Source organism: Streptomyces sp. NPDC048416, assembly GCF_043200435.1.
Classification (GTDB): domain Bacteria; phylum Actinomycetota; class Actinomycetes; order Streptomycetales; family Streptomycetaceae; genus Streptomyces.
The window spans coordinates 96,634-121,422 of sequence record NZ_JBICXU010000018.1 but is presented as its reverse complement, the minus strand read 5'-3'; the positions used below and the strand labels follow the sequence as shown (position 1 = coordinate 121,422).

At 70.9% G+C, this 24,789-nt stretch carries 29 protein-coding genes and 1 tRNA gene; 20 read left to right on the top strand and 10 right to left on the bottom strand.

Annotated features, from left to right (window positions below):
- The first annotated feature begins 430 nt into the window (after nucleotides 1-430).
- A complete protein-coding gene (locus ACGFW5_RS22510) occupies nucleotides 431-889 on the top strand; it encodes a DoxX family protein (RefSeq protein WP_393836051.1) in 459 nt (152 codons plus the stop codon).
- A gap of 279 nt (nucleotides 890-1,168) precedes the next feature.
- Entirely contained in the window at nucleotides 1,169-1,798 is a 630-nt protein-coding gene (locus tag ACGFW5_RS22505) for a DedA family protein (RefSeq protein WP_393836050.1), read from the top strand.
- 147 nt (nucleotides 1,799-1,945) lie between these two features.
- Here the strand turns inward: ACGFW5_RS22505 and ACGFW5_RS22500 are convergent, their stop codons facing one another.
- The gene (locus ACGFW5_RS22500) at nucleotides 1,946-2,185 is read right to left on the bottom strand and encodes a DUF2277 domain-containing protein (protein WP_393836049.1); all 240 of its coding nucleotides are present in this window, start codon (nucleotides 2,183-2,185) and stop codon (nucleotides 1,946-1,948) included.
- A 120-nt stretch (nucleotides 2,186-2,305) separates the two neighbouring features.
- Between ACGFW5_RS22500 and ACGFW5_RS22495 the strand changes: the two genes are divergently transcribed.
- Together ACGFW5_RS22495 and ACGFW5_RS22490 are read left to right on the top strand one after the other, a co-directional pair.
- Nucleotides 2,306-2,719: an RNA-binding S4 domain-containing protein gene (locus ACGFW5_RS22495; RefSeq protein WP_393836048.1), complete on the top strand. Its 414-nt coding sequence runs from the start codon at nucleotides 2,306-2,308 to the stop codon at nucleotides 2,717-2,719.
- A 195-nt stretch (nucleotides 2,720-2,914) separates the two neighbouring features.
- On the top strand, nucleotides 2,915-3,199 hold the full coding sequence (locus ACGFW5_RS22490) for a hypothetical protein (RefSeq protein ID WP_393836047.1): 285 nt from the start codon (nucleotides 2,915-2,917) through the stop codon (nucleotides 3,197-3,199).
- A gap of 102 nt (nucleotides 3,200-3,301) precedes the next feature.
- Here the strand turns inward: ACGFW5_RS22490 and corA are convergent, their stop codons facing one another.
- From corA to ACGFW5_RS22475, 3 genes are all read right to left on the bottom strand, one after another.
- Nucleotides 3,302-4,387: a magnesium/cobalt transporter CorA gene (gene corA, locus ACGFW5_RS22485; protein ID WP_393836079.1), complete on the bottom strand. Its 1,086-nt coding sequence runs from the start codon at nucleotides 4,385-4,387 to the stop codon at nucleotides 3,302-3,304.
- A 162-nt stretch (nucleotides 4,388-4,549) separates the two neighbouring features.
- On the bottom strand, nucleotides 4,550-4,684 hold the full coding sequence (locus ACGFW5_RS22480) for a hypothetical protein (RefSeq protein ID WP_393836046.1): 135 nt from the start codon (nucleotides 4,682-4,684) through the stop codon (nucleotides 4,550-4,552).
- Between the two features lie 25 nt (nucleotides 4,685-4,709).
- Nucleotides 4,710-5,285, bottom strand: a complete 576-nt coding sequence (locus ACGFW5_RS22475) for a DUF1990 family protein (RefSeq protein ID WP_393836045.1) — start codon at nucleotides 5,283-5,285, stop codon at nucleotides 4,710-4,712.
- Nucleotides 5,286-5,809: 524 nt separating this feature from the next.
- On the opposite strand from ACGFW5_RS22475, the gene ACGFW5_RS22470 reads away from it, so the two are divergent.
- Entirely contained in the window at nucleotides 5,810-7,039 is a 1,230-nt protein-coding gene (locus ACGFW5_RS22470; RefSeq protein WP_393836044.1) for a helix-turn-helix domain-containing protein, read from the top strand.
- A 236-nt stretch (nucleotides 7,040-7,275) separates the two neighbouring features.
- Here ACGFW5_RS22470 and ACGFW5_RS22465 read toward each other — a convergent pair whose 3' ends face one another.
- Entirely contained in the window at nucleotides 7,276-8,019 is a 744-nt protein-coding gene (locus ACGFW5_RS22465; protein ID WP_393836043.1) for an SDR family oxidoreductase, read from the bottom strand.
- Between the two features lie 98 nt (nucleotides 8,020-8,117).
- Here ACGFW5_RS22465 and ACGFW5_RS22460 point away from each other — a divergent pair, with 98 nt between their 5' ends.
- The 8 genes from ACGFW5_RS22460 to ACGFW5_RS22425 all read left to right on the top strand — a co-directional run bounded on the left by ACGFW5_RS22460 (nucleotide 8,118) and on the right by ACGFW5_RS22425 (nucleotide 14,225).
- Nucleotides 8,118-9,020, top strand: coding sequence for a LysR family transcriptional regulator (locus ACGFW5_RS22460; protein WP_393836042.1), 903 nt, complete (start codon nucleotides 8,118-8,120; stop codon nucleotides 9,018-9,020).
- A gap of 298 nt (nucleotides 9,021-9,318) precedes the next feature.
- Nucleotides 9,319-9,543 carry a hypothetical protein gene (locus tag ACGFW5_RS22455; protein ID WP_393836041.1) on the top strand — a complete coding sequence of 75 codons (225 nt, stop codon included), beginning with the start codon at nucleotides 9,319-9,321 and terminating at the stop codon, nucleotides 9,541-9,543.
- Entirely contained in the window at nucleotides 9,540-10,019 is a 480-nt protein-coding gene (locus ACGFW5_RS22450) for a hypothetical protein (RefSeq protein ID WP_393836040.1), read from the top strand. Before ACGFW5_RS22455 ends, ACGFW5_RS22450 begins: the two co-directional genes overlap by 4 nt.
- Entirely contained in the window at nucleotides 10,016-10,255 is a 240-nt protein-coding gene (locus ACGFW5_RS22445) for a hypothetical protein (RefSeq protein WP_393836039.1), read from the top strand. Before ACGFW5_RS22450 ends, ACGFW5_RS22445 begins: the two co-directional genes overlap by 4 nt.
- Nucleotides 10,256-11,232: 977 nt before the next feature.
- Nucleotides 11,233-11,973 carry a DUF6879 family protein gene (locus ACGFW5_RS22440; RefSeq protein WP_393836078.1) on the top strand — a complete coding sequence of 247 codons (741 nt, stop codon included), beginning with the start codon at nucleotides 11,233-11,235 and terminating at the stop codon, nucleotides 11,971-11,973.
- Entirely contained in the window at nucleotides 11,970-12,812 is an 843-nt protein-coding gene (locus tag ACGFW5_RS22435; protein ID WP_393836038.1) for a helix-turn-helix domain-containing protein, read from the top strand. Before ACGFW5_RS22440 ends, ACGFW5_RS22435 begins: the two co-directional genes overlap by 4 nt.
- 134 nt (nucleotides 12,813-12,946) lie before the next feature.
- The gene (locus ACGFW5_RS22430) at nucleotides 12,947-13,453 is read left to right on the top strand and encodes a hypothetical protein (RefSeq protein WP_393836037.1); all 507 of its coding nucleotides are present in this window, start codon (nucleotides 12,947-12,949) and stop codon (nucleotides 13,451-13,453) included.
- Between the two features lie 298 nt (nucleotides 13,454-13,751).
- Nucleotides 13,752-14,225 carry a hypothetical protein gene (locus ACGFW5_RS22425; RefSeq protein WP_393836036.1) on the top strand — a complete coding sequence of 158 codons (474 nt, stop codon included), beginning with the start codon at nucleotides 13,752-13,754 and terminating at the stop codon, nucleotides 14,223-14,225.
- 464 nt (nucleotides 14,226-14,689) lie between these two features.
- Here the strand turns inward: ACGFW5_RS22425 and ACGFW5_RS22420 are convergent.
- Nucleotides 14,690-14,761: transfer RNA gene (locus ACGFW5_RS22420), tRNA-Val, on the bottom strand.
- A 176-nt stretch (nucleotides 14,762-14,937) separates the two neighbouring features.
- Between ACGFW5_RS22420 and ACGFW5_RS22415 the strand changes: the two genes are divergently transcribed.
- The 3 genes from ACGFW5_RS22415 (at nucleotide 14,938) to ACGFW5_RS22405 (ending at nucleotide 17,930) form a co-directional block, all read left to right on the top strand.
- Nucleotides 14,938-15,696 (top strand): DUF4097 family beta strand repeat-containing protein, encoded by a 759-nt coding sequence (locus tag ACGFW5_RS22415; protein WP_393836035.1) that lies wholly within the window; start codon nucleotides 14,938-14,940, stop codon nucleotides 15,694-15,696.
- Nucleotides 15,697-15,873: 177 nt separating this feature from the next.
- Nucleotides 15,874-17,244 carry a hypothetical protein gene (locus tag ACGFW5_RS22410; RefSeq protein ID WP_393836034.1) on the top strand — a complete coding sequence of 457 codons (1,371 nt, stop codon included), beginning with the start codon at nucleotides 15,874-15,876 and terminating at the stop codon, nucleotides 17,242-17,244.
- Between the two features lie 170 nt (nucleotides 17,245-17,414).
- Complete coding sequence (locus ACGFW5_RS22405) at nucleotides 17,415-17,930, top strand: DUF4383 domain-containing protein (RefSeq protein WP_393836033.1); 516 nt, start codon at nucleotides 17,415-17,417, stop codon at nucleotides 17,928-17,930.
- Nucleotides 17,931-18,014: 84 nt separating this feature from the next.
- On the opposite strand, the gene ACGFW5_RS22400 is transcribed toward ACGFW5_RS22405, so the two are convergent.
- Complete coding sequence (locus ACGFW5_RS22400; RefSeq protein WP_393836032.1) at nucleotides 18,015-18,671, bottom strand: TetR/AcrR family transcriptional regulator; 657 nt, start codon at nucleotides 18,669-18,671, stop codon at nucleotides 18,015-18,017.
- 66 nt (nucleotides 18,672-18,737) lie between these two features.
- On the opposite strand from ACGFW5_RS22400, the gene ACGFW5_RS22395 reads away from it, so the two are divergent.
- The 4 genes from ACGFW5_RS22395 (at nucleotide 18,738) to ACGFW5_RS22380 (ending at nucleotide 20,439) form a co-directional block, all read left to right on the top strand.
- Nucleotides 18,738-19,412 (top strand): DUF998 domain-containing protein, encoded by a 675-nt coding sequence (locus ACGFW5_RS22395; RefSeq protein WP_393836031.1) that lies wholly within the window; start codon nucleotides 18,738-18,740, stop codon nucleotides 19,410-19,412.
- A gap of 73 nt (nucleotides 19,413-19,485) precedes the next feature.
- Complete coding sequence (locus ACGFW5_RS22390) at nucleotides 19,486-19,698, top strand: DUF4287 domain-containing protein (RefSeq protein ID WP_393836030.1); 213 nt, start codon at nucleotides 19,486-19,488, stop codon at nucleotides 19,696-19,698.
- 174 nt (nucleotides 19,699-19,872) lie between these two features.
- Nucleotides 19,873-20,175, top strand: coding sequence for a helix-turn-helix domain-containing protein (locus ACGFW5_RS22385; protein WP_393836029.1), 303 nt, complete (start codon nucleotides 19,873-19,875; stop codon nucleotides 20,173-20,175).
- Between the two features lie 45 nt (nucleotides 20,176-20,220).
- Complete coding sequence (locus ACGFW5_RS22380; protein ID WP_393836028.1) at nucleotides 20,221-20,439, top strand: zinc ribbon domain-containing protein; 219 nt, start codon at nucleotides 20,221-20,223, stop codon at nucleotides 20,437-20,439.
- A gap of 309 nt (nucleotides 20,440-20,748) precedes the next feature.
- On the opposite strand, the gene ACGFW5_RS22375 is transcribed toward ACGFW5_RS22380, so the two are convergent.
- The 3 genes from ACGFW5_RS22375 to ACGFW5_RS22365 all read right to left on the bottom strand — a co-directional run bounded on the left by ACGFW5_RS22375 (nucleotide 20,749) and on the right by ACGFW5_RS22365 (nucleotide 24,785).
- The gene (locus ACGFW5_RS22375) at nucleotides 20,749-21,408 is read right to left on the bottom strand and encodes an O-methyltransferase (protein ID WP_393836027.1); all 660 of its coding nucleotides are present in this window, start codon (nucleotides 21,406-21,408) and stop codon (nucleotides 20,749-20,751) included.
- Nucleotides 21,409-21,453: 45 nt separating this feature from the next.
- Nucleotides 21,454-22,191, bottom strand: coding sequence for an HAD family hydrolase (locus ACGFW5_RS22370; RefSeq protein ID WP_393836077.1), 738 nt, complete (start codon nucleotides 22,189-22,191; stop codon nucleotides 21,454-21,456).
- A gap of 74 nt (nucleotides 22,192-22,265) precedes the next feature.
- Nucleotides 22,266-24,785, bottom strand: coding sequence for a phosphoribosyltransferase (locus ACGFW5_RS22365; RefSeq protein ID WP_393836076.1), 2,520 nt, complete (start codon nucleotides 24,783-24,785; stop codon nucleotides 22,266-22,268).
- Nucleotides 24,786-24,789 lie beyond the last annotated feature (4 nt).

Here is a 24,789-nt window from a genome sequence, read left to right as displayed (position 1 = left end):
GGAGGCCAGTTGTCCTGTTCGCCCCTCCACCACTCGGTTCCGGCACCGGTGCGGGCCGGATTCCGCTTCGACCGGCGCCGGATCGGGTGCAGAACGGGGCACCTCCTGGCACGCCACGGCGCGGCGGAACGACCCGCCTTCGACTGGCGCAGGAGGGGCGGCCCTTGGTTCGGCAACCGCCTCATGGCCCTTACGCTGCACGGTCGTTGCGCGCACCTGCTGCTCCACCCGGTGCGCCGGAACCGCCGCCGGCCCGGCGCCCCGGGCCGCCCCTCGACCGCCCCGGACCGCCCACTGACCCCGGGCGCCTCCCCTGGCTCGATTCAGCCGACTGAAACAAGAAATTGAATATGTTGAACTTGCAAGCACTACTGAGGGCTGCCTAACCTGTGGACCCCATCGGTCACGTCCCCAACCGAAGGAGCCCACCATGGCCTCCCCCACGCTCGACGCCGAAAGAGCGCGCCCGTACGCGCTCGCCCTGTTCCGCATAGTCATCGGCCTCCTCTTCGCCTGCCACGGCGCGGCGTCCCTGTTCGGCGTCTTCGGCGGCGCGATGGGCGGCGGCTCGATCGCGGCGGGCACCTGGCCCGGCTGGTACGCCGCGGTGATCCAGCTCGTCGGCGGCATCCTGGTCCTGTTCGGCCTCTTCACCCGCCCCGCCGCCCTGATCTCCTCGGGCTCGATGGCGTACGCGTACTTCAGCGTCCACCAGTCCCACGCGCTGCTCCCCCTCCAGAACGGCGGCGAGCCCTCCGCGATGTACTGCTGGGCCTTCCTGCTCCTCGTCTTCACCGGCCCCGGCGCACTCGCCGTCGACCAGCTCATGGGAGCCCGCCGCGCCGCACGACCGGCCGCGGACACCCAGCGTGAGACCGTCGCGGCCTGAGCGCCCACCCGCGACCCCGCAGAGCCCAACGCGCTTTCCCCTGCCCGGAGTTCAGCCGTCGAACTCCGGGCAGCGGCATGCCGTCCGCCCCGGCTCTCGCGCCGCCTGCGCGGGCGCGAGCAGCGCACGGCCGTGGCGGGGCCGTCCCACCAACCACCCCTGACACAAACCTTTCCAGGCCCGGGCGTACGCTGTACGGCTGTACCGCCGCCCCTGCCGCTTCCCCGCGACACCGCGGTATTCACGTCCGGGGAACCGACAAGCCGCAGAGGAGCGAACGTGCTGGAGAGTGTGGGGGCGCTCACTTCGAGCCCCTGGATCTATGCCGTGGTCGCGCTCTCCGTGCTGCTCGACGTCTTCCTGCCCGTGCTCCCCAGCGGGGTCCTCGTGATCACCGCGGCGACCACGGCGGCGGGCTCCGCGACCGCGGCCGGGGACGTCATACAGACCGGGCACCCCGATCTGCTGGCCCTCGCCGCCTGCGCCGCCAGCGCCTCCGTCCTGGGCGACCTGATCGCGTACCGCCTGGCGCGCCGCGGCGGCGCCCGCCTGGAGCGCGTGATCGCCCGCTCGCGCCGCCTGACCCGGGCGCAGGAACGACTCGGCATCGCGCTGAGCCGGGGCGGCGGCGGCCTCGTCGTCATCGCCCGCTTCGCCCCCGCCGGGCGCTCCGTCGTCTCGCTGGGCGCGGGCGCGGCGCACCGCAAGGTCGGCGAGTTCCTGCCGTGGTCGGCGCTGGCGGGCGTCGCCTGGGCGACGTACAGCGTGGGGCTCGGCTACTTCGGCGGGCAGTGGCTCGGCGCGACCTGGCTGGGCACGGCGGTGTCGCTGCTCGCCCTGTTCGCGGCGGGCGCGCTCGCGGCGTACGTCATAAAACGCCCGGCCCCGGCGCCTGCTCCGGCCGCGTAAGCCTTGGCTTTGGCTCTGTAACCCTGGGCCCTGGCCCTGTAATCCTGGCCCTGTAATCCTGGCCCCGGCCCTGGCCCTGAGCTGCGGCCCCGGCCCCGGCCCCGGGTGACCGACCTGGCGCCTGGGCCCCGCGTCACGCTCCGGCGATCACCCCGGGCTCTTCGCGGCGGCTTTGACCGCCCCGCGCACCTCAAGCCCCGCCAGCAGCTCACGGGTCGCCTCGGCGATCTCGTCCACCGCGCGCTCGAACACCTCCTTGTTGTGCGCGGCGGGCGCCCGGAACCCGGACACCTTGCGCACGTACTGCAGGGCGGCGGCCCTGATGTCGTCCTCGGTGGCCTCCTCCGGCATGGCCGGTGGCCTCAATGTTTTGATACTCCTGCACATGCTCCCAGTGTGACCGACGCCACTGACAACGACCCTGGCAACGGCCCTCGGCCGTCCCGACCGGGCGCCCCGGCCGAAAACCGCGAGGCCGGGCCGGGGCCGCCGTCTAGAGTCGAAGACATGGCGGAAGCAGCGAACGGCACCAGCACCGGCCCCGTACGCGTCGACAGCTGGATCTGGTCGGTCCGGCTGACCAAGACGCGCTCCCAGGCGGGCACGGCCTGCCGGGCCGGACACGTCCACGTCAACGGCGAGCGTGTGAAGGCCTCCCACCTCGTCAAGATCGGCGACGAGGTGCGGGTGCGCATGGAGAGCCGCGAGCGGATCGTGAAGGTCGCCAAGCTGCTGCGCAAGCGGGTCGGCGCCCCCGTCGCGGCCGAGGCCTACATCGACAAGAGCCCGCCGCCGCCCGCCCGCGCCGACGTCCTGGCGGCGGGCGTACGGGACCGGGGCCTCGGCCGGCCGACCAAGCGCGACCGGCGCGAGATGGAGCGCCTGCGGGGCCTCGCGGAAAGCCGGCGCAGCGCGGGCTGACGCGGGACGGGCCGACGCGGGGCGGGGGTTGGGGTTCACATCGGCACCCGCACGCCACCGGCCCGGCACCCGCACCCGCACCCGGCGGCGTTCACCACGCATTAACTCGCGCGCCAACTGCCCCTTGCGCGGAGTAACTTGGAGGCCTGAACCGGGGGCCAGGGGAAGCCCCCGCATCTGCCCCAAGGACCCATCATGATCCTCTGGATGATCCTTCTCGCCCTGATCCTCTACGGCTTCGGTCTCAGCCTCGGCAGCATCGTCTTCTGGGTGGCCGTCGCGGCCGCGCTGTTCACGGCCCGGCGCCGCTCGGGCGGCGGCCCGGCCTCCGGCACGGGCGGCACGGGCGGCACGGGCGGCGGGGCCGGCCGTACGGACTCCACCTACCGCGCCTACCGCGCGCGACGGAACCGGATGGACCGCTGGGAGCGCCGCTACCAGCGCGAGCGCCAGAGCCCGTTCTCCCGCCACCGCGACTGACGTCCAACCCCCGCCGGATCGCCGCACGACGCGCGGCCGGCCGACCACCCTGGCCGGCCGGCCACCTCACCGACCGGCCACCCGGCCGGCCGCGCACCTCCGCTACAGCCACCCGTTGCGCCGGAACCCCCGGTACATGACGAAGCAGACCAGTGCCATGACTCCCAGCGCCATGAAGTAGCCGTAACGCCAATGCAGTTCGGGCATGTTCTGGAAGTTCATGCCGTAGATGCCGCACACCATGGTCGGCACGGCGACGATGGCCGCCCAGGCGGTGATCTTCCGCATGTCCTCGTTCTGGGCGACGGTGACCTGGGCCAGGTGCGCCTGGAGGATGGAGTCGAGCAGTCCGTCGAAGGCGGCTATCTGCTCGGAGGTGCGCAGCAGGTGGTCGGCCACGTCACGGAAGTACGGCCTGACGTCGGCGTCGACGGAGGGCACCGCCTCGCCCGCGAGCTTTTGCAGCGGCCGGTTGAGGGGGGCCACCGCCCGTTTGAGTTCGAGGAGTTCGCGCTTGAGCTGGTAGATCCGTCCCGCGTCGCCGCGCCCCGCGTTCTCGGTGAAGACGGCGGTCTCGACGGCGTCCATGTCGCTGCGCATGGCGTCGGCGACCTCCAGGTACTCGTCGACGACGTGGTCGACGAGGGCGTGCAGCACGGCCGACGGGCCCTTGGCCAGTTGCTCGCGCTCGCGCTCCAGCGCCTCGCGCAGCGGCCCGAGCGATCCGTGCATGCCGTGCCGGACGGTGATGACGAAGTCGGACCCGGTGAACACCATCAGCTCGCCGGTGTCCACCACCTCGCTGGTGGCCGTGAGTTCATCGTGCTCGACGTACCCGCACGTCTTGAAGACGGAGAAGAGGGTGTCGTCGTAGGGCACGACCTTGGGCCGCTGGTGGGCCGTGACGGCGTCCTCGACGGCCAGCGGATGCAGCCCGAACAGCGCGGCGAGCCCGGCGAACTCCTCCGCGCTCGGCTCGTGCAGCCCGATCCAGACGAAGGCGCCGTCGCCGAGGCCGCGCACCTGTCGCAGCGCCTCGTCCACGGGGCAGTCGGCCTTCTGGCGCACCCCGTCGACGTACACGGCGCAGTTGACGACGGCGCTTCCCAGCGGCGAACGCGCCGGGTGGCTGAGGTCGACACTCCTGCGGTAGGCGCGGCGCACCACCCTCCGCAGGTTCCGCATCATCGCCACGCCGAGCTTCCCTTCACCTTGGCACTCGCCTTCGCCTTCGCTGTTTCCATCGCCGTCACCGGACGAGTCGGCCAGTGTGCCACCGCCCGCTGTGCCTCCCCACACCCGCACCCGCCTGGTCCTGATCCTGGCCTGGCCCCGGCCCTGGCACTCGCCCTAACCGTCGCCCTGGCTCTCGCCCTGGCCCTGGCCCTGGCCCTGGCCCTCGCCCTCGCCCTCGCCCTCGCCCTCCGAGGAGACGCGTCGAACGCCGCACGCGTTCCCCGGGCAGGGCTTTCGCCGTCCGGGCATGCCTTTCTCCGTTACGCGTACCCCGTCACGCCTTTCCCTGGTGGACCGCGTCGGCCACCGCGCGGAGGTACCGCCGGGTGGCCAGGTCCTGGAGCAGGCGCGTGAGGGGCCCGCCGAGCCGGGCGTACCAGCGCGCCGGACGTGAGAACGCGGCGACCTCGAACCATACGAGCCCGTGCCCGTCCGTCTCGCGCCCCACGACGAACGACTCCTCGCCGCGTTCGGGGTGCCCGGGCAGGGTGCCGTAGGCGAATCCGATGCGTTCGGCATCCCGTACGGTCCACACGACGCGGCACGGGATGATCAGCCTGGGGAAGGGCAGCCCCGGCAGTCGCAGGACGACGAGTGCGGTCCCGCCCGGCGCGGCGGGCACCCGGGGGTACACCCCGAACCCGGCACCCCGCTGCGTCCCCCAGGCCAGCACGTGCGCCCCGGCCCACTCGAACGCGTCCTGCCCGTACCCGACCGTGATGCGCCGCCGGAACACGCGGTACCCGGCGTCCGCCCCCGGCAGCTCCGGCGCGCCCGTGGCGCCGGCCTCCGGATAGGTGAGCCCGGCCGCACAGGCACGGTCGTACGCCGCCCGCAGATCTCGCTTCATACCCCTGGCCCCTCCCCTCGCAGACCGACCCAAAACCACACGGCACCGCACGGAACCGCACCCGAACCCCCAGGCATCCGGGGCCCCGCGGAATCACCGGAGTCTCATCCCGCACAGGGGTTACGTTTCAGCCAATCACAGGCGTAATCTCGGCCATCCGGCGGAGTCCTCCCCCCGTTCCTGGCCCGCCGGACACCGGCGCCGAGCGCTTCCCCGAGCGCGCCGCGACGCCGCCGCGAAGCCCCGTCCGCACCCCGCCCGACGGGGCTTCCCGCTGCCCCCTCCCCCTCCGGTCGCCGTTCGGCCCCAACTGCGCGGTCGTGGTCCCGGCGGACGTCTCACCGGGACGAATTCGCGACGATCACCCATGCCCACCGCGCTCGTCTCAGCCGGTCCGCACCGTCGCCGCCCCGAAAACCTTCCGTCTCCGGGCCGACAGGGGACACGTTCGTCATTCCCGACAGAGACCGGCCGCCGTACGGTGGGCCCAATGCATTGTCATGGCACTGCACTGAAGGGGCACCATGGACATCCCCGCAGACCTCACCGCCGGCGAGCGCATCCGGCTCCTCCGTGAATCCCGGGGCATGACGCGCGAAATGCTCGCGAATATGTGCGGCCGCGGGCCCGACTGGCTGAAGAAGATCGAAAGCGGCGAACGCGAACTGCGCAACGCCTCGCTGACGCTGCGGCTGGCGGCCGCGCTCCAGTTGTCGGACGCATCGATCCTGACGGGCGCGGCCACGCCGATGACCGTCCCGACTGCCCGCCTTCAGCACCCCGGGATGCCTGCGGTGTGGGACGCGGTGATGACGCGGCGACTCACCCCTCCCCCGGCGAGCAGGCCGGTGAACGCCGCCGATCTGCAAGGGCGCGTGGACCGTGCCTGGATTCAGTGGCACTCGACCGGCGAGAACCGCACCGAGGTGTCAAAGGTGCTGCCGGGCCTGATCCGGGATGCCGAGGCGGCCGTACGCCTGGCCGATGGCGCCGACCGGCGGGTCGCCCTCGTCGCCCTGTCCGACGTCTACCGACTCACCGGGCAGGCCACGGCGTACGTGGCACCCGCCGAGATGGCGTGGGTCGTTGCGGACCGGGCCATGTCTGCCGCGCAGGACGCTGACAACCCTGCGGCCATCGCAGCCGCGGCCTGGAACATGGGGAACATCCTGCGGGAGACCGACTATCCGGAGGAAGCGCTGCGCGTGGTCCTGGAGGCCGCAGACCTCATCCGGCCGCACCTCGACTCGGCGCCCGACGACTGGCGAGGCGTGTACGGGGCCCTGCAACTGCACGCCGCAGTGACGGCGGCGCGTGACGCCCGCGCCGGCGACGCGTGGCGGTACTGGGAGGCAGGCGACCAGGTCGCCAAGTCACTGCCCGCAACGTACATCCACCCTTCGACGGTCTTCGGGCGCGCGAACGTGGACTTTCACCAGGTCAGCGTCGCGACCGATCTTCGTACCGCGCGGGCCGCGCTCGCGGCGGCCGACGAGATCGACCCGGACGTCATGCCGTCGGTCGAGCGGCGGGCCCGGTTGTGGGTGGAGGTGGCCCGCGGGCACCTCCAGCGCGGGGACCGGACGGCCGCCCTGCACGTCATGAAGCTGGCTCATGAAATCGGCGCTGAGACGGTGAAGTTCACGCCGTCCGCCCGGACCGTGATCGCCGAGCTGTGGCGGCAGGCTCCCCGCGCGTTGCGGCCCGAGGCCGCGCAGCTCGCCGAGAAGGTTGGACTCCGCGACGTCGGCTAGCGAAAGGCCCCTAAGGGGTGTCTGGTGGATCAGGGTCGGTCAGGGTGCGGCGCCTGGTGCGGTGCATCGCAAGGCGCCGGAACGTCGTGATAGCGGAGCTATCGGGGCGTTTCGGCAACGCCGCGAGGTGCCGTGCCAGGCGCCGCACCCCCGGCCATGATCCACCAGACACCCCCTAGGCCTGTCTTCAAAGTCCCGCCTGCCCTTCGGGCGACGACGCGACTTTGCGCAACGGCCTAGAGCTGCGACGCCCCTCCGTCGACAGGGAACTCCGTTCCCGTCGAGAAGGTCGCACCGAACGCCAAGTACGCCACCGCGGCGGCCACTTCCTCGGACGTCCCCAGCCGCTGCATCGGGTTGGTGCTCCGGTAGGTGTCCTTTATCGTCTCGGCGACGTCGGCGGGGACGGAGCGGTCCAGGATGCCCGTGTCGGTCGGGCCGGGGCTCACGGCATTGACCCGCACCTTGTGCGGCAGCAGCTCGCGGGCCAGGGTGCGCGTCATCGACCGCAGGGCTGCCTTGCTCGCCGAGTAGACACTGAGTGCGTCGAGGCCCAGGACGTTCACCACCGACGTGGTGAGGACCACGCCGCTTCCCTCGCGCAACAGCGGCGCCAACGCCTGCACCGTGAAGTACGGGCCCTTGGTGTTGATGTCGAACAGCGCGTCGTACATCTCCTCCGTGGTCGAGTCGAACGGCGCGGACGCGGTGACCCCGGCGTTGACGAACAGCGCGTCCACCGCACCGAACCGCTCCTTGACCGTGCCGGCCAGTGCCTTGATGTCCTTCATGGACGCGGCGTCGCTGCGGACCCCGACCGCCTTGTTTCCCAGCTGCTCAAGCGCAGCGTCCAGAGTGGATCGGGTGCGGCCGGTGATCAGCACGTGCGCCCCACCGTCCGCGAACAACCGGGCCGCAGCCAGACCAATACCGCTGCTTCCGCCCGTGATCACGATCTTCTTGCCGTCATAAGTGGTCATGCCCTCAAGCCAATATCCACCCGCACACCCTGTCCAAGACCTGTTCCGTATGCCGTCATGCCCCAGGCGTATGACGACGCGCGACATACCCTGGGCGAATGGACGTTGATCTCCGGCTCGTGCGCTATTTCACCGTCGTGGCGGAGTACGGCAACTTCGGCCGGGCCGCCACCAAGCTGCACCTGGCACAGCCGTCGCTGAGCCGCCAGATCCAGCGACTTGAGGCTCAGCTCGGTGTCCGGCTTTTCGACCGCTCGCCGCAGGGCAGCAGCCTCACCGACGCCGGTCAGGCATTCCTTCCCGGGGCCCGGATCCTGCTCCAGGAGGCCGAGCAAGCCGCTCGCACGGCCAGAGCCGCCGTCCAGCCCCGTACCGTCACCGTCGGCTGCGCCGAAGGGCTGGTCATCACCGCCTGTGTGCAGGAACTGCGCCGTCGGCATCCCGACGCCCAGGTCCGCACCCGGCACCTCGACTGGCGGGACACGCGCGCTCTCGCCGAGGGGCGGGTCGACGCCCTCGTTGTGTACAGGCCCCTGCCCTTCCCCACGGACGGCTTCCGGGTGACCAAGCTCCATCAGGAATCGCGGGTACTCGTCACATCGGCACGTCATCATCTGGCGAACGAGAAAGCCGTCAGCCTGCGGGCTCTGTCGGACCAGGAACTGGTGGCCTGCGTCAGCACTCCGGTTGTCTGGAGCACGCCCAAGCCGGTCGACGACCGCCCGGCACCACCCCCACCCGCGATCGACGACAGCTACGAGGACAAGCTGGAACTCATCGCCACCGGCCACTGTGTCGCGATCTTCCCTGCCAGTGACCGACGCGCCGCTGTGCGCGAGGACATCGCCCTGGTGCCCGTCATCGACATCGATCCCTGCGAGCTCGTGCTCGTCACGCGCGCCGGCGACCCGAACCCGCTGCTCGGATCCCTGGAGGACGTCGCACGTACATTGCTCGGCACAGCCTCCCGACAGGAGAACAGCATGCTGCCGATCAACTGACCCCTCGCGGCGATGTCTCCAAATGATCTTGAATGGTGGATCATGGTCGGGTGATACGTCGCCATGAACTGTCCGATGCCGAGCGGGAGTTCGTTCGTCCTCTGTTGTCTCGGTCGGAGCGAGGGCGGAAGCGGTCGGATGACCGGACGGTTCTCAACGGGATCGTCCGGAAGTTCCGTAGCGGCAGGATGGGACACGGGGACAGCATGGGACAGGGGGACAAACCGGCCCCGTTACTCGCCGGTACCGCCTCTACGGTGACGGCTCCTGACGAACCCTCACCACTGCGGAGGCACCCATGCCCCGTCGGCACGCGTCCACCCGTGACGCGCAACCCACCTGCGATGACAGCACCGGCGAGATCCGAGTACCGGTCAGCCTCTGGACCGTGGACCGCGCGGAGGACGAGGTCGACCTCGTCCTGTCGTACGGCGAGGCACAGCGGCTCTCCGCCGACCTCGGCACCCTTCTGGAGCGCTGCGCCCGCACGCTGCGCGCCGCACGATCGGTGCAGGTCCTGTGACAACCCGGGCCACCGAACATGAGGCAGTCTCCGACTGGCTGGCGGGGAGCCTCCACCGCCCCGCCGACGCACACACCCAGTGGGCCGACCGCCGTCTCGCCGTCCTCGCGCTCGGCCGCCGGTTCTGCGCGGTCCGCCTCGCCGACGAACTCGTCCACGCCGTCGGCGCCGGGCCGTCGACCGCCTCGATGACCCTGCACACGCTGGGCGGCCCGGTCATCCATGACCCACGCGGCCGCCGCTTCTACGCCCTCGTGCCCGCCGCACCGCCGGGCCCGGATCTCGGCCCGTACGCCGCCCATCTCGGTCTGCCCCACTTCGTGGGTGTTCCGCGAGTCCGGGACACCGAGCCACACGGGCTTGCGACCTACTGGGTGGTCCCCCTGCGCACCCCCGGCCACCTCTGCGACCCCGCCCGCGTGGCGGACCTGATCGCGGCCGGGACGACCGCACTGCGCGCGGGAGCCGACTCGTGAAGCAGTGGGACTACGTCGTGTACGCACAAGATGGCCGCACCGGACTCATCACCGCCGACCTGGGCCACGAACTGATGCGCGTGGCATTTCTGCGGCCGTCCCCGCCCGGGCAGCTCAGCGAGGCAACGATCCGCACCAGCGAGCTGCGGCCCGCCTCGGCCACGCGGATGGAATCCGTCCGCGCGGAAGGGCTGACCCGAAAGTCGCAGCGGAGTTTCCTGCCACCCCGGCATTGAGCCACCGCCGTACGAGGTCGGCCAAGGACGAAGGCCCCCCGCCAAGATCGGCGCGGGGCCTTCGTGCTGGTGGGCGTGGACGGTTTCGAACCGCCGACATCTGCTTTGTAAGTTCGCCCGGCACCCCAGACCAGCCGCACCAGCCTCGACTGTGACCCCGCAGCAAACCGCCGAGAACCACTGCGATCCACCTCGTTGATGTCACCCGTGGTGGTCAGCCGAGCGGGCCGGCACCCCAGCTCATCGCTTCTTGCGAAGCCTCTTCATCTTCGCCTCAGCTTCCTTCTTCTTCCGCTGCTGCACCCCGTAAGCAGACAAATCCCCTTGGTGCTTGGAGCACCGCGAGGTGCCGATGACTGCCTTGCTCCGGCACCGCTTCCCGCTCTGCGTTGGTGCCCCGCATATCGCCTGCGCCATGCGCCCCTCCGACATACGACTCGGTGTGGACGAAACACTTGACCGTCCCAGGGACGACCGGGCGCCGGGCAGGCGTGCGGGCAGATGCACCGGGGCACCGCCAGCGGGCGGCCACCCCGCGCGCCCCCGAGTGTCCGGGTCGGGCAACACCTCCCTGGCCCGACCCGCCCGCCGATCTCGACCTTCCGCCTTGGCGGAGATGAGCTGCCATGCCATCGCGCGTGTCTCCGCGTGGCCCGGACCGTCACGCGCACCGCTCGCGGGGTTCCGCTTGCCGCCAAGGCCATTGCCCAGCACGCTGGACGTATCCCGGTTGCTCTTGCCCGCGTCACAACTCCGCCGCCACCGTCCCGAGCGCGTCGGCGTTCCAGCTCTCGCTGTAGCCGCTCGCACAATTGCCTCCTGCCGTCCTTTCGGGTCCGGCGGGGGGCGCTTCCTCTGTGGCGTTGCCCGCAACTCAGTTTGTTGAAGCGGTGATTCGCAATTTGCCGCAATCAGTGGGCGGCCCCTGGGTCGGCCATCGCATGCTGGTCCCCCAACAAGACCAGATGGAGGGCGACATGACGCTCCGGTTCATCGGCACCACCAGCGACGACGGTGACTGCCCAACGCTGTACGAAGTCGAGGGGACCGGAGACATCCTCGTGCAAGGCGAGCGAGTCACCGATCCCGAACACCTCGTGCAACTGCGCGACGTGAAGGAGACGGAGGCCTTCGTCACCGTGCCTCGTGATCTACTCATTCGATTCGCTCCCCAGACCAAGACGAATGACCTGATCTCGTTCCCCGAAGTGGCCCACATGTTCGCTGACTTCAAACACACGGCCTGGCGCCTGGAGACACGACGCGGCTACGCCTCCGACCGCAGGGGCGAGAAGTGGCAGCGCTGGCAGGCCGGGCAAAGCATCGCTGACGAGCCTTTCGATGCCTGGCGCACCAACGTGCACAAGCAGACGGAGGAGGGCAAGCGCTTCGAGCGTGTCCGGGTCGTCGATGAGCCGGCCACCGAGGGCCAACAGTACCTCCTGGCCTCCGGGCTCGGGAACGTCGCAGCCGGCGAGGACATCCGCAATCTGACCCGATCGGAAGCCAGCCGGCTCGGACTGCCCGCCTGGGACTTCTGGCTCTTCGACTCCCGCACTCTGGTCCGCTTTGCCTTCGACGATGAGGACAACACCCTGGGCGTGATCATCAGCGAGGATCCCGCCGAAGTCCTTGCTGCCTGCCAGGCGCGTGACAAGGCCTGGCACTACGCGACCCGTACCGGCGAGTTCCAGAGGCAGGTACGTTCCACCGTGTGAGCACGGACTTCCAGAACGCGAGGATCGCTTTGGGTGCGCGGCTGCGTGAGCTGCGCACCGCGGTGGGTCTCGACGGGAAAGGCATCGCGGAACGGCTCGGCTGGCAGCGCTCCAAGGTGTCCCGCCTGGAGCGCGGGAAGCAGACCCCTACTCCAGGCGATCTCGGTGCATGGGCGCAGGCGGTTGGCCGGCCGGAGCTTGCGGGCGAGCTAACCGGACTCCTGTCGGGGGTAGAGACCAAGTACCGGTCCTGGCGCCGCCAGCTGGCAACCGGGCACCGTGCTCGACAGGAGCTGGCCATTGCGGAAACGGCGGACACGAAGGCGATCCGCGGCCTGGAAGTCGCCCGCATTCCAGGCCTGTTTCAGACGCCGGACTACGCTCGGGCGACCTTCGCCGCGAACTCCGAGTTCAGGCAGGTCGTCAAGGACATCGACGACGCCGTGCGGACGAGGATGCGCCGCCAGCAGGCCCTGTACGAACCTGGCAGGAGCTTTCGCTTCCTCGTGTGGGAGGCCGCCTTGTACGTGCGGATGTGCTCGCGCGAAGTACACGCGGCTCAACTTGACCGCCTCGTCAGTCTGATTGGCCTCGACACCATCGAGCTCGGCATCGTGCCGCTCGGCGTGCAACTGCGGCGTACCCCGGCACACGGGTTTTGGATCTACGACCGGCGTCTGGTGATCGTCGAGACGATCGACACTGAGATGTGGCTCGACGACGAGGATTCGATCCGACTGTACGAGCGCGCATGGAACTGGCTGGCCGAGTCCGCCGTGTACGGCCCGCAGGCGCACCGAGCCATCGCACGCGCCCGGGCATCTCTCGACATCATCTGAGCAATCCAGGCGAATCTGCCTGCCTGCATCCGCAATTGCGCGCAATCGCCGAGCGAGCCCGGTTCCTGCCTCCTTACCTTGCTCGTCATGACGGCGCTCCGCGCCGCTTCGAGCAGCCGACGGCGGAGGCACCCATGAGCTCAGCACCTGCCCATATCCTCACGGACACGAAGAACGCGGCCATCTCCGTGTGGCTGGCCAACAGCCTTCACCGTCCGTCCGACGCGTACACGCAGTGGGCCGACCGCCGTCTCGCCGTCCTCGCGCTCGGCAGTAAGTTCTGTGCGTTCCGTCTGTCCGACGAGCTTGTGCACGGCGTGGGGACTGACAGCGGCTTTTCGCTGGCCTCGACGACCCTGCGCACCTTGGACGGCCCCGTCATCCACGACCCGGGCGGCCGCCGCTTCTACGCCCTGGTGCCACCGGCTCCGCCCGGCCCGGATCTCGGCCCACACGCCGCGTATCTCGGTCTCGGCCACTTCGTAGGCGTGCCACGGGTCGGAGAGGACGAGCAGACCGAGACGTGGGCAAGCTACTGGGCCGTGCCCATGTCCTGGCCTGGCACACTGTGCGACCCGGCCCGGGTGCTGAGGCTGATCCGGGCCGGCACGGCCCTGCTCGGCGAGGGGGCCGACTCGTGACGAGGTGGGACTACGTCGTGTACGACCGCGAGGGACGGACTGGGCGCATCACCCTCGACCTCGGCCCCGACATGAAGCGGATCGCCTTCCTGCGGCCGTCTCCACCCGGGCAGCTCAGCGAGGCAACGATACGGACCAGTGAGCTGCGGTCTGCCTCGGCGAAGGAGACGGATGCCGCGCGCGGCGGGGCTGACTCAGGAATCCCAGCGGAGGTTCCTGCCGCGCGGGCGCTGAGCCAACGCCCGCGGCTCCCACTCATAGACTGTCGCAGCCGCCGCGACGAGAGGAATGATCACAAATGCGCATTCAGAGGTTCCACGCCTTCGCCACCGAAGCACTGGCCAAGGCGCCCGACGTCCAGGCCGTGGACCGTTGGGACCGTGGCGCTGATCACCTGTACGGCTGGCAGATCACTCTCACGTCCGGCGCACGTGCCTGGATCGGGCTGACCACCATCGCGCCCCCTGGTGACATGGCGGACCAGCCCGAGACGCCCGTCACCGGCGCCGCGCCTGCGGAGGTTGCGTACCCGGATCTGTACACCAATGGCAAGACCAACCCGCGGCTGCTTGCCCAGTACCTCGCCGCGGCCCTCGCCGCGTCAGGGAACACCGAGATCGAGCGGGCTGAAACCTACGCAGAGGATGCTCAAAACCCCGGGTTCGGCGTGGTGTTCCACTCGACGGGGCGCGCTCACTGTCTGTTCCACCACATGGCTCGTCCCGGGCAGGACAAGGGCAACAACCCGTTCTCCCTGCAAGGCGAGTTCTGATCTTCCCCGGCCGAGTAGGCGCCTGGGAGTGCACCACCTGGAGCACCACCCTCTACCGAAGGGACGTGTCGAAATGGAATGCACCTGTCGCCGCCGAGGTGACCGGTTCGACCCTGCGCGCTGCGCCGGCAACTGCCCGTTCTGCGGCTCCACCAATGGGGCAGCGTCCGGCCAGCCCACCCCGCCGCACCAGCCGGAGGGGAGCCGGGAGATGTGCCCGGGCTCCGGCCAGCCCGCCCTCTGAGTAGCATCTGGACGTCCCCGGCCATCAGCGCTTCCCGCGGTGATGGCCGGGGCTTTCTACTGCCTGAGTTCTGCCAGGGGTACGTCGATCGCGTCGGCGACCGGAGCAGGGTGCTGTGGGGAGGGGTGGACTCTTTGTGGACTTCGATCACAGAGAAGGCCCTCCAGCCGATCTTGGCTGGAGGGCCCGAGCAGGCTCTCACCTGCTGACATCCCGTCGGTGGGCGTGGACGGTTTCGAACCGCCGACATCTGCTTTGTAAGAGCAGCGCTCTACCCCTGAGCTACACACCCGTGGATGGAGGAACAGCGTACATGGCGCACGGGGTGCCGCCGCAAACCAGATCGTGGGCGGGCGGGGGGTGGGGCTGGCACCACCTCGGGTTCGGTAGCAGGCTTCAGCGCGCGGCGGGACCCGGATCCCTAGCGTGGAGGGAGAGCCACCGCAGGCAACCAGGGGGAACAACACCATGGCATTTCGCTGTCGCACCACGCTGCTCGCCGTCGGCGGGGCCGGGCTGCTGGCGTTCGCACTTACGGGGTGCGGGAGTTCGGATGCCTCGGACGCGCCGGTCGAGCACAAGAACTTCCCCTTCGCGGCGAAGGCGTTGACCATCGACGCCGGTCATTCCACCGTCGTCGTGGCTCCTGCCGACGTGAAGGACGTCGAGGTCGACCGGCAGGTGGACGGGTGGACCGCCTTCGGAAGTGGGCCCGACGCGAGCTGGGCGCTCGACAACGGCACGCTGAGCCTCGACGTGACGTGCGACGGGCTGATCAAGAGCTGTGGCGCCCGGCACGAGGTGAAGGTGCCGCGCGGGGTCGCGGTCACCGTGCGCGACGCCGACGGCCGGGTGGAGGCCGGCGGGTTCGACACCCCGCTCACCATCTCGTCCGCCAACGGCCGCGTGAGCGTCACCAACTCCTCCGGGCCGCTGGATCTCACCGCTCAGGACGGGCGGATCGAGGGCGAGGGGATCAGGTCGAAGAGCGTGCGGGCCACCTCGGACAACGGGCGGGTCGAGCTGTCCTTCGCGGTCGTGCCGGACAGCGTGCTGGCCGTCAGCGACAACGGCCGGGTCGAGCTGACCGTGCCGAAGGACACCTACAAGGTCGCGGCCCGCTCGGACGACGGCAAGGTCGATGTGAGCGTGGACCGCTCCGGTTCCAGTACGCATGTGCTGGACGCGCGCAGCGACAACGGCCGCGTCAGCGTCCACCCCGGATGACGTCCACCTCGGATGACGTCCACCCCGGTGACGCACGCCCCGGTGACGCACGCCCCGGTGACGCCCCCGCCCGCGCCGTAAACAGAGAGAAGGAAGCGTGAACTGACCGGGCCGTGTGTTCGTCCTTACCTGGTGGGAGAATGGACCGGGCAGGGCGACACAGCACGGGAGAGGGATGTGACGGCGACACACGCGCGGCCGTACAGCAGAGCGGGTGCCACTGTCCGGGACGTCCGGGACGTACTGGCGCTCATGGCCCTCCCCGTGGTGCTCGGCGCCGCCGTGCTGCCCGGCGCCTTCGCCGGAGGCGGTACGCGTCGCTGGTTCGGCGGGCGCGGCGAGAGCGTGCGGGCCGACGCGCAGGCCGCCAAGGACGCCGCGGCGGCCGCGTTCTACGAGCTCGACACCGCCCAGCGCGACCTGCGGATCTCCATCGAGACGATCACGGCCGTGGACAGTTCGCCGGGCGCCCGGCGTGCCGTCGACGACTTCGCGGCCCTGGGGCGTCGCATCGACGAGGTCTCCAACCAGTACATCAACGCCGTCGACGCCCACGACCTGGACCGCGACGACCTCGACACGTCCGTGGCCTCGCGGGCGCGGGCCGAGCTCACGACGGCCAAGGACGAACTCGTCCGGGTCAAGGGCGAGCTCGACCGCTTCGAGCAGAGCCTGCGGCCACTCCTGGACACCGCCGAGACCCAGCTCGCCCGGCTCGCCCCCGCCATCGAGCGCGCCCGGCACGCGCTGCTCGGCGCCAGCACCGCCCTGGACGCCGTGCGCGCGTCCGGGCTGCGCGCCGACGACCTCGCGGCCCGGCTCGCCGCGCTCGGCCCCGAGCTGACCAGACTCAACGAGGGCGCGGGCCGGCACGGCGTACCGGAGACCCTTCAGCGCGCCGACCGGGTCCTGCGCGAGGCGGAAACCCTGCGGGCCGAGGCCGAGCAGCTGCCCGCGAAGGCCGCCGAGATCGACCGCAGACTGGTCTCGCTGCGCACCCGGGCCCAGGCGCTCACCACCCGGGCCGGCAAGGTCGACCCGGTGCTGAGCGAGTTGCGCCGCCGCTTCGCCGCCGCATGCTGGCAGGACCTTCAGCACGTGCCCGAGCAGGCCGCGGTCTCCGTGCGGCAGGCCGAGGACAAGCTCAAGGAGGCGGCCGTGGCGCGCGAGGAGCAGCGCTGGGCCGACGCGACGTCGCGCCTCAGCACGGTGCGGGCGCTGCTCAACACCACGGACGAGGCCGTCTCGGCCGCCGGTGACCGGCTGCGCAGGCTGGACGCCGTGGCGAAGGACCCGCAGCAGGAGATCCAGCGCACCCGGTTCGCGATCCGTGACGCCCAGCGGCTGGCGATGTCCGGCCGCAACACCCCCGACCCCCGGCACGCCCGGCCGCTGGACGATTCGGTGGCGCGCCTGGACCGGGCGATCGCCACGCTCGAAGGCCGGCACCCCGACTACTGGCACTTCCTCACGGAGACCGAGGCGGTGCGGCAGACGGTGGCGCAGGTGGTGACCCGGATCCGCGAGGAGCTGGGCCACAGCACCTGACCGGCCCGCCGCCCCAGCCCCCGTGGGCCACGGGCACCTGACCGGCCCCCCGCCCCAGCCACCAGGGGCCCGCGCCGTGCCTCCCCGCCGCTGAGTTGTTGCGGGCACCGGCCGGGCGGATCCTGGTGTACGTACGCCCTGCGTGCCTAGGGATGAGGAGGGCCCCGACCATGGCCAGCCACACGATCTCGCAGCGCATCAATCACAGCCGCGTCTCGCTCAACGAACACCTGCCGATCGACCACCGCCTCAGCCGCGTGTACCGCTTCGGCGCCGGAATCATGGGGCTCTTTCTGCTCGTCTTCGGCATCCTCGGCCTGGTCCACCAGATCGGGTTCTTCGATACGGGCGGTGACACGGTCGCGGGCCTCAGCACCAACGGTGCGCTGAGCGTCCTGTCCGTCGTCGTCGGGCTGCTGCTCCTGTACGGAATGGTCAAGGGCGGCAACTTCGCGTCGACGCTCAACATCGTGCTCGGTGTGCTGTTCCTGATCAGCGGGTTCGTCAACCTGGCGCTGCTCGACACGTCGCGCGACTTCCTGGCCTTCAAGATGCAGAACGTGCTGTTCAGCTTCGTGGTCGGGCTGCTGCTCATGGTGTTCGGGATGTACGGGCGGGTCACCGGCTTCCTGCCGCACGACAACCCGTACTGGAAGGCCCGCCACCAGCCCCCCGAGGAACTGTGACGTGACGGAGGCCGTCCTCGGCGCACCACTGGCGTCCTCTTCCGCGTGCCCGGGGGCGGCGGCTTGGCGGCGTGTCGCTTTGGGTCATCGGTAGGCAGCGGTGAAGGCCCGGACGCCGGCGTCCGCATAGCGCTCGAGTTCGTTCTGCGTGTACTGGGGGCTGCCGTGGAACATGGCCTTGTTCACGGGGATCCACAGGAGCAGGCCGGTGAAGTGGCTGGCGGCCAGATGCACGTCGGAAACGCGGAGGAGACCGTGGTCGGCGAGGCGTTGGAAGGTGGCTGCCAGGGTGGCGAGGACCCGTTCGAAGCCCTGCTCATACCAAGTGGCGCCGAGTTCGGGGAAGGTGTCGGCGTTGGCGATGATCAGGCGCCGCAGTTGGAGGACCTGGGGCTGAGTGAGGGCGGCCAGAAACTGGCGGGCCAGGCGGGTCAGGTTCTCCTCCAGTGCCTCGGCGTCGGCCGGGATGTCGGCCACCAGGTCGACCATGGCGTCGACCCGGTCAGTCGTGGCCAGGACGATCTCGGCGAACAGCTGCTCCTTGTCCGCGAAGTGCTTGTAGACGGTCTGCTTGGAGACTGCGGCCTGCTTCGCGATGTCGTCCATGCTGGTCCTGGAGTACCCCTTGGCCATGAACGCCTGGGTCGCGGCGTCCAGGATCGCCTTGTGCTTGCGTGCGGACCGGCCTTGCTCGCTCGCTTCCATCGCCAACCTTTCGGTACTGGACAGTCCAGTTCTCATGTGACTAATCTAGCGCCCGGCTCCGACGAGTACCACACCGTCTAGTTCTACGCATGGGGGAATCGCATGACCCAGAGCATCGGCGTCCCGGTCACGGCCCGCTCCGCGTCGGCATGGCCGACGACGCGGGTTCTGCTGGCGGGCGGCGTCACGGCAGGTCCGCTGTTCCTGGGCCTCGGTGCCGTCCAAGGGCTCACCCGCGACGGCTTCGACTTCAGCCGCAACGCGATCAGCCAGCTCAGCCTGGGCGATCTCGGCTGGATCCAGGTGACCAGCTTCCTGTTGACCGGCATGCTGGCCGCCGCGGGTGCGGCCGGGATCCGCCGCGCGCTGGACGGCGCACCCGCCGGCACCTGGGCGCCGCGCCTGATCCGTGTGTTCGGCATCTCGTTCGCCCTCGCCGCGGTGTTCACTGCGGACCCGGGGGCAGGCTTCCCCGCCAGTGCCCCCCAGGCTTCCGCCGCCTCCCTGAGCTGGCACGGCGCCGTCCACATGCTCAGCGCCATGGTGGGCTTCCTCGCGCTGTCCGCGGCGTTCCTCGTCCTGGCCCGACACTTCGCCACGCACCGGCAGCGCGGATGGGCCGTGAGCTCACGCCTGGTACCGCTGGGGGTCCTCGCCGGATTCGCCGGCTCCTCCGCCACCGTGCTGGCTTTCACCGCCGGAGCCGGACTCGGCCTCCTGTGGCTCACGGCCGTCACGGCCCGGCTGATGACGACCCTCTCCGCAGCACAGAAGTAGCAGCACCCGCCCACGAACCGCGGACGCGACCAAGACAACGATCAAGATCACTACAGGTAGACAGGACACCGCAATGACCGGACCGGTGAAGGGCCCCGCCAGCTACTTCCCTTCGATCGAGAAGAAGTACGGCCGCCCGATCACGGACTGGAAGGACCTCATCCACTCCTCGCCCCTGACCAAGCACATGGAACTCGTCACCTGGCTCAAGACCGAGCATGGACTCGGCCACGGCCACGCCAACGCGCTTGTCGCACACACCCTCGCCGAAGGCAGCGGTCAGTAACCCGAGCATCCGCGCCGCCGGACTGTCAAAGCGCGCAATACGGCCGCGGCGGCGGGTGTTGCGGCAAGGGGCGGCCGGTGAGATCCACTTCTGCTGATCGACCTGCCTGCCCTGCCTGCTGCCTCCGCCTGCCCGATATCGCTGACAGCTTCGCAGAGGCATCGGCTGAAGAAGATGGCCTATGGCCACAAGAGTCCCCGCCAGGCCCGGATGCGCGCGGACCCTGTGCTGCGTGCAGCACGTGGACGCTCCAACGCACGGATCGCCGGTGAGACCGGCCTGCACGTGGACACGGTGCGCACGTGGCGGGGCCGGTTGGCCACCGGCGGTCTTCCGGCCCTTGAGGACCGTAAGCGTTCCGGAAGACCGTCGCGTTTCACCCCGCTGCAGACCGCCGAAGTCAAGGCACTGGCCTGCCAGTTACCTGCCGAGCCCGGGCGCCGCTGTCCCGCTGGCTCCAACAACCCGCCAACGTGATCAACCCCCGAAGGACTTCGAAGCTCGACCGCTTAGGCTGGGGTCATGCCTCGCTATGAATACCGCTGCCGCTCCTGCGGCGACACGTTCGAGCTCAGCCGCCCGATGGCCGAGTCCGCCGCGCCCGCGACCTGCCCGGTGGGCCACGACGACACGGTGAAGCTGCTCTCCACGGTGGCCGTGGCCGGCTCCGCCAAGTCGGGCCCGGCCCCCTCCGCGGGCGGCGGCGGTGGCGGCTGCTGCGGAGGCGGCTGCTGCGGCTGACCACCCCGAACGCGGTCCCCTCCGCGGGCGGCGCCGGTGGCGGCTGCTGCGGAGGCGGCTGCTGCGGCTGACCACCCCGAACGCCCGCCGACACCGGCTCTGCCGGGGGGCGCGAGGAACTGCCCGCCCACCCCCCAACGGCCCGCACGCAAAGACGGGTTGGGGGCGCGAGGAACTGCGCAAACCGGCAGAGCCTGGGGCGGGCCCGCACCCAGCGCCCATACCCCCGGCGGGCCCGCACCTTGCCAAACCCACACCCCCGGCGGCCCGCGCCCAAAAACCCCGCCCCCCCACCCCCCCCACGGAGCGCTACCGCTTGCGGGACAGGGTCAGCCCATCCGCAACAGTCAGCATGACGCTGTCCATCCGCTCATCCGCCACCACGTGCTCATTGAACGCACGGATCGCGGCAGGCGCGCCCGTCGCCTCCTGGTCCAGGACCGCGCCGTGGAAGAGCACATTGTCGGTGGCGATGAGGCCGCCGGGCCGCATGCGGGGCACCAACTCCTCCCAGTACGCGATGTAGTTGCCCTTGTCCGCGTCCAGGTAGGCGAAGTCGATGTGCGGCTCGGACGGCATCGCGCGCAGGGTGTCGAGCGCGGGCGCGATGCGCAGGTCGATGCGGTCGCCGACCCCGGCCGCCGCCCAGGCCTCCTTGCCGTGGGCCGTCCACTCCTCGGAGATGTCGCAGGCGATCAACGTGCCGTCGGCGGGCAGCGCCTGCGCCATGGCGAGCGCCGAGAAGCCGGTGAAGGTGCCCACCTCGACGACATGACGGGCATTCACCAGGCGTACCAGGAAGGCGAGGAGCGGCGCCTGCTCATGCGCCGACTGCATGCCCGCATAGTCGGGCAGCAGGTCGTACGTGGTCTTCACGAGGCCCTGCTGCACCGCGTCGAGGGGCGGGTTGTGGGCCAGCATGTAGGCGTACAGCTCGTCCGTGATCTTGGTGCTGTTTCCCTTGGTCATGCGGCGACCGTACCCGCTGGACCGGCCGACGGGAACGGCCGTCGTTCACCGCGTCGCGCGGGCCAGGAAGCGGCGCAGGATCTCCTCGCCCGCGAGCACGCCGCGCTCGGTCAGGGCCTCGGTGCCCGGGGCGAGCCAGCCCTCCTCGGCGAGCTCCCCGTGGCCCGGGCGCCACGCCTGGTCGGCGGCGAGCAGCAGGTCGGCGTCGAGGAGCGAGTCCCCGGCGGCCAGGGTGAGCCGGGCCCCGGTGCGGCGGGCCACCTCGCGGACCGCCGCGCTCTTGGTGAGGGGCTTCGGGACGGCGTAGATCTTGCGCCCCTGGAGGGAGACCGTCCAGCCGCGCGGCCCGGCCCAGGCGGCGAGTTCCTTGACCCACTCTCCGGGCAGCAGGTCGCGCTCGACCACGAGGTAGGCGAAAAGGTCCTCGGCGGTCCGCTCCTTGCGGAGCCACAGCGGGTCGGCGGTGGCCCTCAGGTGGGCGCGGACCTCGTCGAGGGGGGCGCACTCGGCGGCAATGCGGCCGGCCACCGCACGGGCCCAGTCCGGGTCGGACACGCCGTCGACGAGCAGGTGCCCGCCGTTGGCGCAGATCGCGAACTCCGATGCGGGCCCCGGGAGTTGAATGCGGTGGTACTGCTCGCGCGTGCGGGTGGTGGTGGGCACGAACACGGAGGCCGCCTTCACCTCGGCCAGCAGGCGGGCCGCGTGCTCGGTGACGTACGAGAGAGGCTTGTGCTCGTACACCTCGACGCACAGCAGCCGGGGCGCGCGGGCGTCGGGCATGGTGAGGCCGAGGGCCGCGGTCGAGTAGATCAGGGTGCGGTCGAGGTCACTGGCGACCAGCGGAAGCGGCGTACTCACTTGGCGGCCACCGCCTTGCCGTCGGCGCCGGTGGCACCCCGCGTGTACTGGGGGTGGATCAGGCCGACGCAGCTGTACGGAAGGCCGTCCACCTCCTCGACCGGTACGCCGCGCTGCTCGGCCAGCAGCCTGACGTGGTCGAGGTCGGCACCCGCGCCGCGCCCCGCGAGGATCTTCCACGGGACCCGGCGCAGCAGCACCCGGGTGGTCTCGCCGACGCCGGGCTTGACCAGGTTGACGTCGTGGATGCCGTACTCCTCGCTGATCCGCTCGACGGCGGCCCAGCCCTCCCAGGTCGGGGTGCGGTCGGTGTCGCGCAGCACCTTGGCCTCGCGGTCCACGTCGGCGGCGACCGCGTCGAAGCGGGCGGCGACGGCGTCGAGGAAGGCGCCCGAGACGTCGGCGCCGGCCAGCTCGCGGTAGAACTTGGCGCCGTGGAAGTCGCCGGGGCCGATGAGGTCCTGGCGCAGCACGGTGCGCGATATCAGGCCGGAGACCGTCGAGTTGAGGCAGGCGGAGGGGATCAGGAAGTCCTCGCGGGTGCCGTACGTGCGCACACAGGAACCGGGGTCGGCGAGCACGGCGATCTCCGGGACGAAGCCCGCGAACTCGGGGAACTCCCCGATCGCTGCGGCCAGTTCGCGGGTGATGGCGCCCTTGCCCGTCCAGCCGTCGACGAACACCACGTCGGCCGGGTCGTGGTGGGCGGCGAGCCAGCGCAGCGCGTTCGGGTCGATGCCGCGGCCGCGCACGATGGAGACCGCGTAGTGCGGCAGGTCGAGGCCGTGACGGTGCTGGGCCCAGCGGCGCATCAGGACACCGACGGGTGTCCCGGCGCGGGCGAGCGAGACGAGCACCGGGCGCGGCGACCGCTCGGCCAGGACGGTCTCGGTGACCACGCCGACGGCGCGCGCGATCCGGTCGGCCGAGGTGTCGAGCGCGGCGCGGAACAGCTCCTGGTACTGGGGGCTCGGCTGGTACTCGACCGGCAGCGACTCCGCGTAGTGGGCGCCGCCGCTCTGGATGGCCTCCTCGCGCTCCTCGGTCGGCGCTTCGAGCTCGACCGCGGACAGGTCCTTGAGCAGCCAGCCCACCTCGTCGGGCGCGTAGGAGGAGAACGCGGGACCGCGCAGCGGCTCGGGCATGGGGACACCTTGGGGTACGTACGAGGGCAGCACGGCGAGCACGACGTGCGGGATGTGGGCGGCCAGCTGGGCCAACAGGCCGTCGGGCGCGTGCAGTTGATTGGTGTCGGCGGCCGAGTCCACGACGACGACGACCGCGTCGAAGCCGCCGCCCGCGACGTTGTACGCGTACCGCTCGCCGGGCCCGTCGGCCGGGTCGTCGTGCGCGGGGAAGGCGAGGCGGGTGCGGATGGCGTACCCGGGGTCGTCGACGGCCAGCACGGGTGAGCGGGTGGTGGTCGAGTAGCGCACCTCGAAGCCGGCGCCGGAGCCCGCCTCGCCCCCGTCGAGCTCTTCGAGCGCGACGGCCAGGCGCAGGGGTGCGTACATCAGCTCCTCAAAACCGAGGACCAGGACGCGCCGCTTCTCCACCTCGCCGAGGGTGTCCAGGGCCCGGGCCAGGCGGGCGGCCATGCCGGGCAGCGCGGCGTCCAGCTCGGCCCGGTGCGCGGGGGTGAACCCGTGCCGGCCCCCGTCGGGCAGACCGGCGGGCCAGCGGAGGTCGACGCGGTCGGCGTACGGCTGCCGGGGAGCGCTGCTCTTGCAAAGCAGATGTGCGGGGTTCACCGGCAGGCCGGGCGGCGCCGACGGCGCGGCCGTCCCGGCCGAAGCCCCCCGCGCCGCCGCACGGCCGCCCTCGTACTCCTCCACCAGCGCCCGCCCCTTCTCCAGGACCCCCTCGGGCAGCCGTACCGTGCCCGAGGCCGAGGCGATCAGGTCGACGCGGGCGCCGGTCTGTGCCGCGAAGGCGGTGAGGCGGTCGCGGTCCTGCGGGGAGCGCATGTCGACGAGCGCGACGATCACATAGTGGTCGCGCGGGTGGCGCGCGTGCAGGTCGCGAATGGTGTTGAGGACCGTGTTGCCCGTCGAGAACTCGTCGTCCACCAGGACCAACGGGCCGCCGCCCGCAAGGAGTCGGGGGACTTCGGGCAGCAGCAGGTGGGACGTGGCGTGGGAGTGGGACTCCTCGAACCCGCCGGCCGTGGCCACGCCCTCGACCGGGCGCCGGGTCGAGTGGAGGCAGGGGGCGAGGCCCAGCCCGTCGGCGACACAGTGGCCCAGACCCGTCGCGGTCTCGGCGTACCCGAGCACCACGGCGCGCGCGGCCGCCTCCTGGCCCAGCAACTGCCGTACGCGGACGCCCAGTTCGTACCCGGCGCGCCACACCACCGAAGGGCTCTGCGGCACATGCTTGCCGAGGACGTTGGAGACGAGCAGATGGGCGCGCTTTGGGTTGCGGCGCAGGGCGAGCCCGAGCAGGTCGCTCAGGTGCTCGTCCCCGACGAGCTCGACTCCGAGCCGCTGCGCGACCCACGTTCCCGACCACTCCACCACG